Source organism: Microbispora sp. NBRC 16548, assembly GCF_030268985.1.
GTDB lineage: Bacteria > Actinomycetota > Actinomycetes > Streptosporangiales > Streptosporangiaceae > Microbispora > Microbispora catharanthi.
In genome coordinates this window covers 462219-474184 of the sequence record NZ_BSSF01000003.1, presented here as the reverse complement: position 1 = coordinate 474184, position 11966 = coordinate 462219, and the positions used below count along the sequence as shown (strand labels likewise).

The 11966-nt window shown below is 70.1% G+C and carries 11 protein-coding genes; 7 read left to right on the top strand and 4 right to left on the bottom strand.

Annotated features, from left to right (window positions below):
• The first annotated feature begins 16 nt into the window (after positions 1-16).
• From QSK36_RS10060 to QSK36_RS10030, 7 genes are all read left to right on the top strand, one after another.
• Positions 17-658, top strand: a complete 642-nt coding sequence (locus QSK36_RS10060; protein WP_285782165.1) for an HAD family hydrolase — start codon at positions 17-19, stop codon at positions 656-658.
• A 69-nt stretch (positions 659-727) separates the two neighbouring features.
• Positions 728-1237, top strand: a complete 510-nt coding sequence (locus QSK36_RS10055; RefSeq protein WP_285782164.1) for a cellulose synthase — start codon at positions 728-730, stop codon at positions 1235-1237.
• 366 nt (positions 1238-1603) lie between these two features.
• Complete coding sequence (locus tag QSK36_RS10050; protein WP_183531251.1) at positions 1604-2596, top strand: ABC transporter permease; 993 nt, start codon at positions 1604-1606, stop codon at positions 2594-2596.
• 52 nt (positions 2597-2648) lie between these two features.
• Entirely contained in the window at positions 2649-4424 is a 1776-nt protein-coding gene (locus tag QSK36_RS10045; protein WP_285782163.1) for an ABC transporter substrate-binding protein, read from the top strand.
• 90 nt (positions 4425-4514) lie between these two features.
• A complete protein-coding gene (locus QSK36_RS10040) occupies positions 4515-5534 on the top strand; it encodes an ABC transporter permease (RefSeq protein ID WP_139573000.1) in 1020 nt (339 codons plus the stop codon).
• The gene (locus QSK36_RS10035) at positions 5531-6556 is read left to right on the top strand and encodes an ABC transporter ATP-binding protein (RefSeq protein WP_139572999.1); all 1026 of its coding nucleotides are present in this window, start codon (positions 5531-5533) and stop codon (positions 6554-6556) included. Before QSK36_RS10040 ends, QSK36_RS10035 begins: the two co-directional genes overlap by 4 nt.
• Positions 6553-7590 (top strand): ABC transporter ATP-binding protein, encoded by a 1038-nt coding sequence (locus QSK36_RS10030; RefSeq protein WP_285782162.1) that lies wholly within the window; start codon positions 6553-6555, stop codon positions 7588-7590. The genes QSK36_RS10035 and QSK36_RS10030 overlap by 4 nt, the downstream gene beginning before the upstream one ends.
• A gap of 211 nt (positions 7591-7801) precedes the next feature.
• On the opposite strand, the gene QSK36_RS10025 is transcribed toward QSK36_RS10030, so the two are convergent.
• The 4 genes from QSK36_RS10025 to QSK36_RS10010 form a co-directional block, all read right to left on the bottom strand.
• Entirely contained in the window at positions 7802-8485 is a 684-nt protein-coding gene (locus QSK36_RS10025; protein WP_183531253.1) for a response regulator, read from the bottom strand.
• Between the two features lie 127 nt (positions 8486-8612).
• Positions 8613-9812: a sensor histidine kinase gene (locus tag QSK36_RS10020; protein ID WP_285782161.1), complete on the bottom strand. Its 1200-nt coding sequence runs from the start codon at positions 9810-9812 to the stop codon at positions 8613-8615.
• Between the two features lie 100 nt (positions 9813-9912).
• Entirely contained in the window at positions 9913-10773 is an 861-nt protein-coding gene (locus tag QSK36_RS10015; protein ID WP_285782160.1) for a RecB family exonuclease, read from the bottom strand.
• A gap of 66 nt (positions 10774-10839) precedes the next feature.
• Positions 10840-11784, bottom strand: a complete 945-nt coding sequence (locus QSK36_RS10010) for a sensor histidine kinase (RefSeq protein ID WP_285782159.1) — start codon at positions 11782-11784, stop codon at positions 10840-10842.
• Positions 11785-11966 lie beyond the last annotated feature (182 nt).

The window sequence follows — 11966 nt, the reverse complement described above, 5'->3', positions numbered from 1 at the left end:
CGGGGGAAGGGGCCACGTGGACGCCGTGCTGTTCGACATGGACGGGTTGCTCGTCGACACCGAAGGGGTGTGGTTCGAGGTCGAGACCGAGGTGGTCACCCGCCTCGGCGGGGCCTGGGGCCCTGAGCACCAGGAGCAGCTCGTGGGCGGCTCCTGGGACCGCACCGTCGCGTACATGCTGGAGCTGACGCAGGCCGACGTCGACCCCATGGTCGTGGGGGAGTGGTTGATCGACGGCATGGAGAGCCGGCTGTCGAGAGGCGTCGAGCCCATGCCGGGAGCCCTCGACCTGCTGCGCGGGCTCGGCGACCAGGGCGTGCGGACGGCGCTGGTCACCTCGTCGCTGCGGATCATCGCCGACGCCGTGCTCAAGGCCGTCGGCCGGGAGCACTTCGAGATCGTCGTGACGGCCGACGACGTCACGCGCACCAAGCCGCACCCGGAGCCGTACCTGACCGCGGCCGGCCTGCTGTCGGTGGACCCGGAGCGGTGCGTCGCGCTGGAGGACTCGCCGAACGGCGTCGCCTCGGCGACCGCCGCGGGCTGCCGGGTCGTCGCCGTGCCGGGCGTCCTGCCGATCGCTCAGGCGCCCGGGCGGGTCGTCATGCCCTCGCTGCTCGACGTGGACGTGGACCTCCTGCGGTCGCTCGTCCGGTAGCGCGGGCCCCCGCGTCATCGCCCTCGGGGTGCCAGGATGGGGGTACGCCGTGGACGAAGGGGACCCGCCATGACATTCAACGACATCGCCTGGCTGCCGCTGTGCGCCGGTCTCACCGCGGTGGGCGTCGGGCTCAGTTACCTGACCTTCCGGCGCAGGGGGGTGACCGCCGGCCTGCGGGCCACCGCATGGTCCCTGCTACCGCTGGCGGCCTACCTCACCGGCGCGCTGCAGACGCTCTGGAACATCGGCGCGGCGGCGGTGGGCTTCGTGACCGGCCTGGTCCTGTCGCCCGCGGTGTGGGCCGGGGTGGTCCTGGCCGGGCTGTCGGCGCTGCTGTTCGTCGTCTCCGGCACGCTGCGCGGCCGTGCCCTGTCCCGGACCCGTACGGCACGGCCGGAGCCGGGCGGCGCCGCCGGGGCGCCTGAGCGGCCTGCCGCGCCCAAAGCGGCCACGTCTCAAACGGCCACGTCTAAAACGGCACAGACCGGGAAGACGGCACCACGACAGGTGGAACAGCCCGCAGGGGACGATTTCTCCGACATCGAGGCCATTCTCAAGCGCCGGGGAATCAGCTGATCATCCCACATCGTGGGATCAAGTTACCGGCCAGTGCAATGTTACAGTTCCACGACATAATCGAAACGGGACGCGGACAAACCCTTCAAGATCAACACGAATGAGTTTCGCGTGAATCACAGTTGAGCCACAGGGCGCCTCTGGGGACTGGTCAGCCCAGCTCAGACCATAGATTCTGCCTCCGGGGGTCGCACACCACGCGGCCCCTTCGGACAATGTCGTCTGGGATCCAGGGGGCCTGCACCAAATGGCCGTGCGAGGCAAGGTCGTGAGCGGCCGCCGCTTCTCTGTCGCCGGATCGATCCCGGGCTACCCCGAGCGCGTCACCGCGGGTGCGGTCCGCTCGGGCAGGGCGAAGGAGGATCGATGACCGCGCCGATGGACGTCACCGGTGGGGACGCGCAGGCCACGCCGGAGGCCGTCGTCGACGCGTCGGGCGGTAAGGCGATCCAGGGCCGGTCCCTCGGTCAGATCGCCTGGATGCGGCTCAAGCGCGACAAGGTCGCCCTGGCCGGCGGTCTGATCGTCATCTTCCTGATCCTGGTCGCGGTCTTCGCGCCGGTGATCGCCGGGGCGTTCGGACAGGACCCGACGCAGTTCAACTCCGACCTCATCGACTCCTCCACGATGGCGCCCAAGACGGGCACCGGCATCAGCGCCGACCATCTGTTCGGCATCGAGCCGGTCAACGGCCGCGACATCTTCAGCCGGGTCGTGTACGGCGCCCGGATCTCGCTGCTCATCGCCTTCCTGGCCACGCTGCTCTCGGTGGTCATCGGGACCCTGCTCGGGGTCACCGCCGGATACTTCGGCGGTCTGGTCGACTCGATCATCAGCAAGGCCATGGACGTCTTCCTGGCGTTCCCGATCCTGGTCTTCGCGATCGCGCTGGCGGGCATCGTCCCCGACTCGGCGTTCGGCCTGACCGGCGACACGCTGCGCGTCTCGCTGCTGGTGTTCATCATCGGCTTCTTCAACTGGCCGTACATCGGGCGGATCATTCGGGGACAGACGCTGTCGCTGCGCGAGCGGGAGTTCGTGGACGCGGCGCGCAGCCTCGGGGCGCGCGGGCCGTACATCATCTTCCGCGAGCTGCTGCCGAACCTGGTCGCGCCGATCCTCGTCTACGCGACGCTGCTGATCCCCACGAACGTCCTGTTCGAGGCGGCGCTGTCGTTCCTCGGCGTCGGCGTGCGCCCGCCCACCCCCACCTGGGGCGGCATGCTGTCGGACGCGGTGCGGTTCTACACGATCCCGCACTTCATGTTCTTCCCCGGCATGGCGATCTTCATCACGGTCCTGGCGTTCAACCTGTTCGGCGACGGCCTGCGGGACGCTCTCGACCCGAAGGCCCGCTGAGCCCCTCCCTTCCCCGTAAAGTCCCCCGGCTCCTATCACCAAGGGGTTTGCAATGCTAAGAAGAAGACTGGGTGTGGCGGCCACCGGCGCCGTGCTCGCCCTCGCCGTGGCCGCCTGCGGCGGCGGTTCGGGCAGTAGCACGCCGTCGTCCTCCGGCGGCGCCGCCGCCGGCTCCGAGTCCAAGAGCGAGTTCAACGCCGCTCTGACGGGGGTTGTCAACCCGTCGGACAAGAAGGGCGGCATCCTCAAGTTCGCCAACGGCGGTGACTGGGACTCCCTCGACCCGGGCGACACCTACTACGGCTACTCCTGGAACTTCATCCGCCTGTACGGCCGGTCGCTGCTGATGTTCAAGTCCGCGGTGGGCAAGGAAGGCAACCAGCTCGTCCCCGACCTCGCCGAGGACATGGGCAAGCCGAGCGACGACGCCAAGACCTGGACGTACAAGCTCAAGAAGGGCATCAAGTTCGAGGACGGCACCCCGGTCACGTCCAAGGACGTGAAGTACGCCGTGGAGCGGTCGTTCGACAAGGAGGTGTTCCCCGACGGGTACACCTACTTCAACGACTTCCTCGCCTGGCCGAAGGACTACAAGGGCGCGTACAAGTCCAAGGACGTCAACACCGACAGCGCGATCGAGACGCCCGACGACTCCACGATCGTCTTCCACCTGAAGCAGCCGCTGAGCAACTTCGACTACTTCGCCCAGCTTCCCGCCACGATCCCGGTCCCCAAGGACAAGGACACCGGCGCGAAGTACAAGGAGCACATCATCTCCACCGGGCCGTACAAGTTCGAGAAGAACGAGATCGGCAAGGGCTTCACGCTGGTCCGCAACGACCAGTGGGACTCGGCGACCGACCCCAACCGCAAGGCGCTGCCCGACGGCTACGAGGTCTCCACCAACGTCAACGCCGACGACATCGACAACCGGATCATCGCCGGCGACCTCGACGTCGACGTCGCGGGCATCGGCGTGCAGTCGGCGGCCCTCGGCCGGGTCCTGCCCGACCCCGCGATGAAGGCGAACGCCGACAACCCGACCAGCACCCGCCTCTGGTACACCTCGATCAACGGCAACGTCCCGCCGCTCGACAACATCGAGTGCCGCAAGGCCGTCGAGTACGCCACGGACAAGGTGTCCCTCCAGACCGCCTGGGGCGGCGAGTTCTCCGGTGGCCAGATCGCGACCAGCCTGCTGCCGCCGGCGATCCCCGGCCACGAGGACTTCAACCTCTACCCGCCGGGCGCCGACAACAAGGGCGACCTGACCAAGGCCAAGGAGGCGCTGACCGCCTGCGGCCAGCCCAACGGCTTCGAGACCAACATCTCCTACCGCGCCGAGCGGCCGAAGGAGAAGGCGGCCGCCGAGGCGCTGCAGCAGTCCCTCGGCCGGGTCGGCATCAAGCTCACGCTCAAGCCGTTCCCGCAGGCAGACTACTTCGCGCTGTACGCCGGCAAGCCGGGCTACGCCAAGGACAACAAGATCGGCCTGGCCCAGAACGGCTGGCAGTCCGACTGGCCCGACGGCTTCGGTTTCCTCCAGCAGATCGTCGACAGCCGTGTCATCCGCGACACCGGCGGCTCCTCCAACATCAGCGTCCGCGACCCCGAGGTCGACAAGCTCATCGACCAGGCGATGAAGGAGACCGACACCAACGCCCGCAACGCGATCTGGACCCAGATCGACAAGAAGGTCATGGAGGGCGCCTACATCCTGCCGAACGTGTGGACGAAGACCCTGCTCGTGCGCAGCAAGAACGCGACGAACATCTTCGTGAACGACGCGTACGCCATGTACGACTACCTCGGCATGGGCGTCAAGTAAGCGCCCGCCGAGACCAGACAGATCCGATAGACGCGTGAACGCGGCAAGGGGGCCGGTCCGACCGGGCCGGCCCCCGGAGCCGGGGGGACTGTGGTCACATACATCATCCGGCGCCTGATCTGGGCGGTCGTGATGCTCACCATCGTGAGCATCGCCACGTTCGCCATCTTCTTCCTGGTGCCCCGCCTGGCGGGCGCCACCTCGGAGAGCCTGGCCGCGCGCTACGTGGGGCGCACCGCCTCGGCGGAACAGGTGAAGATCGCGGCTGAGAAGCTCGGCTTCAACGATCCGCTGGTCGTGCAGTACGGGCGGTTCGCCAAGGGCATCGTCGCCGGCGCCGACTACGACTACGGCCCCGGCGTGGAGCACTGCCCCGCGCCCTGCTTCGGCTACTCCTTCCTCACCCGGCTCCCGGTCTGGCCGGACCTGCTCAACCGGCTGCCCGTGACGATCTCACTGGCCATCGGGGCCGCCGTCATCTGGGTGATAGCCGGTGTGGCGACCGGCGTGCTGTCCGCGCTGAAACGCGGCAGCCTGTTCGACCGGGCCGCGATGGGCGTCGCCCTGGCCGGCGTCTCGCTGCCCATCTTCTTCACCGGCATCGTCTCGCTCGTCGTCTTCAGCTACGGCAATCCGTTCCGCATCACCGCCCCGGGCGGCAGCTTCACGCCGTTCGAGGAGAACCCGGCCATGTGGGCCTACAACCTGATCCTGCCGTGGATCACGCTGGCCTTCCTGTACGCCGCCGGGTACGCGCGGCTCACCCGGGCGGGCATGCTGGAGACGATGAACGAGGACTACATCCGCACCGCACGGGCCAAGGGCCTGAACGAGCGGGCGGTCGTGGTCAAGCACGGCCTGCGCGGCGCGCTGACCCCGATTCTCACGATCTTCGGCCTCGACCTCGGCCTGCTGCTCGGCGGCGCCGTGCTCACCGAGAGCACCTACTCGCTGCCCGGCATGGGCAAGTACGCGATCGACGCGATCCTCGCCCAGGACCTGCCGAAGGTCATGGGCGTGACGCTCGTCGCCGCGTTCTTCGTGGTCTTCGCGAACCTGATCGTCGACCTCCTGTACGCCGTCGTGGACCCGAGGGTGAGGCTGGGATGAGCTTCCTGGAACTGAAGGACCTGCGCATCCACTTCCCGACCGACGACGGCCTGGTCAAGTCGGTCGACGGGCTGTCGTTCACCCTGGAGCGGGGCAAGACGCTCGGCATCGTCGGCGAGTCCGGCTCCGGCAAGAGCGTGACCAGCCTCGGCATCCTCGGCCTCCACAAGGGCGGCCGCGCCCGCATCTCCGGGGAGATCTGGCTCGACGGCGAGGAACTCGTCGGTGCCAGCCTGGAGCACGTCCGGACGCTGCGCGGCAAGAAGATGGCGATGATCTTCCAGGACCCGCTGTCGGCGATGCACCCGTTCTACACGGTCGGCGACCAGATCATCGAGGCCTACCGCATCCACAACGACGTCAGCAAGAAGGTCGCGCGCAAGCACGCGATCGACATGCTGGGCCGGGTGGGCATCCCGCAGCCGGACCGGCGGGTGGACAGCTACCCGCACGAGTTCTCCGGCGGCATGCGGCAGCGCGCCATGATCGCGATGGCCCTGAGTTGCGACCCCGAGCTGCTGATCGCCGACGAGCCGACGACCGCGCTCGACGTGACCGTGCAGGCGCAGATCCTCGACCTGATGCGCGACCTGCAGCGCGACTTCAACGCCGCGCTGATCATCATCACGCACGACCTCGGCGTCGTCGCCGAGTTGTCCGACGACATCCTCGTGATGTACGGCGGCAAGTGCATCGAGTACGGCACGTCCGAGGACATCTTCGAGCGGCCCGAGCACCCCTACACCTGGGGCCTGCTCGGCTCGATGCCGCGCCTGGACCGCGAGCCGACCGAGCGGCTGATGCCGATCAAGGGCTCGCCGCCCTCGCTGATCAACGTGCCGTCCGGCTGCGCCTTCCACCCGCGCTGCGTGTTCGAGGAGCGTACGGGCGGCCGGGCCAAGGCGGAGGTCCCCGAGCTGCTGGAGACCGAGGGCGGCCACCTCGTGCGCTGCCACCTGCCGCGCGAGCGGCGGCGCGCCATCTGGGAGAACGAGATCAAGCCGAACCTGGAGGCTTCGTGAACGAGGAGCCCTTGCTGTCCGTACAGGGGCTGGAAAAGCACTTCCCGGTCACGAAGGGCCTGCTCAAGCGGCAGGTCGGCGCGGTCAGGGCCGTCGACGGCATCAGCTTCGACGTGAAGAAGGGCGAGACCCTGGGCCTGGTCGGCGAGTCGGGATGCGGCAAGACCACCACCGGACGCCTCATCACGCGGCTGATCGAGCCGACCGGCGGGAAGATCCTGTTCGAGGGCAACGACATCACGCACATGTCCCAGGGCCGGATGCGTCCGCTCCGCCGGGACGTGCAGATCATCTTCCAGGACCCCTACAGCTCGCTCAACCCCCGGCACACGGTCGGCGCCATCGTGGGCGCGCCGTTCCGGATCCAGGGCATCAAGACCGAGCAGGGCACCAAGAAGGCGGTCCAGGAGATCCTCGAACTGGTCGGCCTCAACCCCGAGCACTACAACCGCTACCCGCACGAGTTCTCCGGCGGCCAGCGGCAGCGCATCGGCATCGCGAGGACGCTCGCGCTCAAGCCCAAGCTGATCATCGCGGACGAGCCGGTGTCGGCCCTCGACGTGTCGATCCAGGCCCAGGTCGTCAACCTGCTCGAGGACCTGCAGAAGGAGCTCGACCTCACCTACGTGGTGATCGCGCACGACCTGTCGGTGGTGCGGCACATCAGCGACCGCGTCGCGGTGATGTACCTCGGCAAGATCGTCGAGATCTCCGACCGCAAGGGCCTGTACGAGGCGCCGATGCACCCGTACACCAACGCGCTGCTGTCGGCGGTCCCGGTCCCGGACCCGAAGCGGCGCAAGGAACGGGAGCGGATCCGGCTGCAGGGCGACGTGCCCTCCCCGCTCAACCCGCCGCCCGCCTGCCGGTTCCACACCCGCTGCTGGAAGGCGCAGGAGATCTGCAAGCAGGTCGAGCCGCCGCTGGAGACGCTCGCCCCCGGCCACCAGGTGGCCTGTCACTTCCCGGAGAACGCCCGCTCGGGCGGCGGGCCCGCGGCCTCGCCGGAGACGGCCGCCGCGCCCGCGGACTGAGTCTTTCCGCCGGTACGGCCCCCGCCGTCTTCCCCCCAGACGGTCCGCGGGAGCCGTACCGGCGAGGCGTGTTCCGCCACCTCGGCCACGCCCCTGTCACGACGGTATCGGGGCGCGCCCCCGCCCGGCATCGGCCTCCCGTACGGCTCTCGCCCGCGACCGTGGGAGGACCGGGGCCCGCCTCGCTACTCCCGTGGTCGTAGGCCGAAGGTCAGGAGAAGGCGCCGGGGACGATCAGGCCGGTCTCGTACGCGAGCACGACCGCCTGGACCCGGTCGCGCAACCCCAGCTTGGTCAGCACGTTGCCCACGTGGGTCTTCACGGTCGTCTCGCTGACCACGAGCTGGGCGGCGATCTCGGCGTTCGACATGCCCTTCGCGATCAGGCCCAGCACCTCGAGCTCGCGCTCGGTGAGCCGGTCGAGCCGCGCGGGGGTGGCCTGCTGGTGGGCGGGGGGCAGCCGGGTGGCAAACCTGTCCAGCAGCCGCCGGGTGACGCTCGGCGCCACGATCGCGTCGCCGGCCGCCACCACGCGGATCGCCTGGACCAGCTCGTCCGGCGGCACGTCCTTGAGGAGGAACCCGCTCGCGCCCGCGCGCAGCGCCTCCACGATGTACTCGTCCAGGTCGAACGTGGTCAGCACGAGCACCTTCGGCACGTGGGCGCTGGGCGCGGCCTCCCGCACGATGCGGCGGGTCGCCTCGATGCCGTCGGTGCCGGGCATGCGGACGTCCATGAGCACCACGTCGGGCAGCAGGGCCCGGGACTGCTCCATGGCCACCGCGCCGTCACCCGCCTCGCCCACGACGGTGACGTCCGGCTCCGCCTCCAGGATGAACCGGAACCCGGTGCGCAGCAGCGGCTGGTCGTCGACCAGCAACACCCGGATCGTCATGATGCGTCCGTCCTGAGAGGGGCGGCGGGCCGCCGGGTGGAGGGGGACACCCTGATCGTCATGGTCTGTCCTTGAAGGGGCTCTGCGTGAGGGGGCTCTACTTGAGGGGGCTGTGATTGAGGGGGCTCTACTTGAGGGGGAACTGTGCGCGGACCTCGAACCCGCCCTTGGCGCGGGGACCGATCCGCAGAACTCCACCATAGAGCGCCACGCGCTCGCGGATGCCGACGAGGCCGTGTCCCCTGCCTCCGATCCGCACCGACTCCTCCGCCGCGCCGCGCCCGTCGTCCTCCACGTGGATGCTCAGCTCGTTCGGCTCGTGCCGTACGGTCACCCAGGCGCGGGCGGCGGGCCCGGCGTGCCGCAGGCTGTTGGTCAGCGCCTCCTGCACGAGCCGGTAGGCGGCCAGATCCACCCCTGGCGGCAGGCCGCGCCGTTCGCCCTCGATCCACAGCTGGGTCCGCAGCCCTGCCTCGCGCATCTGCTCCACCAGCGCCGGCAGGTCGTGCATGCCCGGCTGCGGCCCCCGCTCGGCCGGGCCGTCGGTGCGCAGCACGCCGACGATGCTGCGCATCTCCGCCATCGCCGTACGGCCCATCTCCTCGATGGCGGTGAGGGCGTCCCGCGCCACGTCGGGCTTGGTGTCGAGCATCCTGCGCGCGGCGGCGGCCTGGACCGTCATCACGCTGACGTGGTGGGCCACGACGTCGTGCAGTTCCCGGGCGATGCGGGAGCGCTCCTCGGCCCGGGCGGCCCTGGTGTCGGCCTCCCGCGCCCGCTCCAGCCGGTCGGCCCGCTGGACCAGCTCCGCGAGGTAGGCGCGGCGCAGCCGCAGCGCCCGGCCGCACACCCAGCACAGCAGCAGGACGGCGGTGACGACGACGTGGTCGGTCCAGGACGGGGTGATGACCCCGGCGACGGCGCTGGCGACGTAGGAGGCGAAGGAGACGACGAGGGCGGCCAGGCTCAGCGCCAGCCCCCGGCAGGCGGCCACCGAATAGAGCAGCACGAGCCCGCCGAACTCGCTCAGGCCGGGGTCGTAGTGGAGCGTGTCGAGCGCCGCCTGAGGGACGCAGGTGGCCACCAGCAGCACGAAGGGCCGGCTGCGCCGCAGGGCCACGGGCAGCGTGCAGGCCGCCGCCAGGATCAGGTTCAGCGCGTCCGCCGGGCGCGGCGATGCGGAGCGCAGCCAACCGGCCTCCTGCCCGGGGGCGGCCGAGGCGATCCACCACAGGGACGCGGTCGTCAGCACCACCGCGAGGATCGAGTCGTAGACCAGGGGATGAGCCCGAAGCCAGGACCGCGTACTGCCGGGGGTGGTGCGCACGTACCAAATCTAGGCGTTCGCCGCCCGCGTCCACCCTGCCCGGGAGGGATATCCCCCCTCCTCCCCATGGAGGAGCCCACAGGAGGAGTCCGAGCGGGCGTCACAGCTCGTCGCTGGCCGACCTCCTGCTGACGCGGGCGGACAGCCCGGGCTCGCGGTCGGGCACGGGCGGCGGGGTGCCGCCGAACTCCGGGCACAGCGCCTGGTGGTCGCACCAGTCGCACAGCCGCGAGCGGCGGGCGCGCCACTCGCGGGTGCGCACGGCGCGCTCGATGGCCGCCCAGAGCGCCTCGACCTTGCGCTCGGTCGCCCGTAGGTCCGCCTCGTCGGGGACGTAACGGACGATCTCGCCGTTGCCCAGGTACATGAGCTGGAGCATCCGGGGGACCTGGCCGCTGCGCCGCCACAGCGCCAGCGCGTAGAACTTCATCTGGAACAGCGCCTTGGCCTCCCAGTCGCGACCCGGCGCCGTGCCCGTCTTGTAGTCCACGACCCGCATCTCGCCGGTCGGGGCCACGTCGAGCCTGTCGATGTAGCCGCGCAGCAGCAGCCCGCTGTCGAGCACGACCTCGACGTACATCTCACGCTGAGCGGGCTCCAGCCGCTGCGGGTCCTCCAGCGTGAAGTAACGGTCGACCATGCCACGGGCCTGCGCCAGCCAGGCGTCCCGCTCCCCGTCGTTCTCGAACAGCCCCGCGTAGTCGGGTTCCTCGGCGAGCAGCCGCCGCCACTGGGGCTCCAGCAGATCCTGGGCGGCGGCGACCGTCCGTGCCTCCGCCGGCAGGTCGTACAGCCGTTCCAGCACGGCGTGAACGAGCGTGCCCCTGACTGCGGCGGCCGAGGGCCGCTCGGGGAGCTGGTCGATCACCCTGAACCGGTAGAGCAGGGGGCAGGTCATGAAGTCACCGGCCCGGGAGGGGGAAAGCGCCCCGATGACGGCGCGCTCTTCGGCGAGGGTCATGCCGGAACTGTAGGACACCGGGCCGACAGAACGCTCCCGCCCCTCTCCATGCGCGCCGTGGCGGGCTCAGGCCGAGCCCGACCCCGCGGCGGCGAGTACCGGCACTTCACGCCTCACCGGATCGATGGCGGGCAGCCGGACCACAAAGCGCGCGCCGCCGGCGGCGGAGTCCTCGATGTGTATGGTGCCGCCGTGCGCCGAGGCCATCTTCCGGCAGATCGCCAGACCGAGCCCGGCGCCGTGAGGATCGACTCGGAGCGACTTCTCCGACCTGACGAACCGCTCGAAGAGCCGCTCCCGATCGGCGGGCGGCACCCCGTCCCCGTCGTCGTCGACGGCCATCTCGGCGATGTCACGATCACGCCGCACGGTGACGACGATCGAGCGCCTGGCGTGCCGCTGGGCGTTGCTCAGCAGGTTGAGCAGGATCCGGCCGAGTTGTGTCGGCACGCCGTTCACGTACACGCCGGGCTGGAGCCGGAGCAGGACCGGGACGGGTCCACTCTGTCGGGAGACGTCCTCCTTCACCACCTCGGAGACGTCGACCGGGCGCGGCCGGGCGGTCGCGATCCCCGCCCGCAGCCGGCACGACGTGAGGAGGTCGTCGATGACGGATTCCAGCCGGTCGATGTCCCGCAAGCCCTCGCGGAGGAGTTCGTCCAGCCCGGTCTCCGGAATGTGAAGCTGCGCCTCCTCGAGTTTCACCCGGAGGGCGGTGAGGGGGCTGCGGAGCTCGTGCGAGACGTCGGAGGCGAACCGGGAGCACCGAGCGGCGTGGTCGAGGGTGGCGTTGATGCTCTCGGCCAGCGGGGCCATTCCCGTGCGGTGCTCCGGCTGCTGGATCCGCCCGCTGCCGTCACCGCTGTTGATCTCGTCGAGGCGTCGGCGGACCCGCTCGACGAGGACGGGCTCGGGCCGGACGAGCCGATGCGCCAGCCACCCCACGCGCATGAGCAGCGCCGACGTCAGGGCGCTGGTCATGCTGTCGGACAGGCGCGCGCGCAGGCCCATGTGCGCCCGCGTACCCAGGAGAGCGGGGGTGACCCCAAGCGGCGCGAAAGTGTGTGCGAATTTTTACCCGCGGCACGCGGGAATCCGTATCGGTCGCCGCGCCGGTCCGCCGGCCGCCGCCCCGGCCCGCGCGCCGTAACGATCACACGGTGCGCGAGGGGCGGGCGAGCTCTTAGGCTGAC

What these genes read in the sequence shown, in the direction of transcription:
- QSK36_RS10035 (WP_139572999.1), top strand. Translation starts at nt 5,531, where the DNA reads ATGAGCTTCCTGGAACTGAAGGACCTGCGCATCCACTTCCCGACCGAC.
- QSK36_RS10050 (WP_183531251.1), top strand. Translation starts at nt 1,604, where the DNA reads ATGACCGCGCCGATGGACGTCACCGGTGGGGACGCGCAGGCCACGCCG.
- QSK36_RS10010 (WP_285782159.1), bottom strand. Translation starts at nt 11,784, where the DNA reads ATGGGCCTGCGCGCGCGCCTGTCCGACAGCATGACCAGCGCCCTGACG.
- QSK36_RS10055 (WP_285782164.1), top strand. Translation starts at nt 728, where the DNA reads ATGACATTCAACGACATCGCCTGGCTGCCGCTGTGCGCCGGTCTCACC.
- QSK36_RS10015 (WP_285782160.1), bottom strand. Translation starts at nt 10,773, where the DNA reads ATGACCCTCGCCGAAGAGCGCGCCGTCATCGGGGCGCTTTCCCCCTCC.
- QSK36_RS10025 (WP_183531253.1), bottom strand. Translation starts at nt 8,485, where the DNA reads ATGACGATCCGGGTGTTGCTGGTCGACGACCAGCCGCTGCTGCGCACC.
- QSK36_RS10045 (WP_285782163.1), top strand. Translation starts at nt 2,649, where the DNA reads ATGCTAAGAAGAAGACTGGGTGTGGCGGCCACCGGCGCCGTGCTCGCC.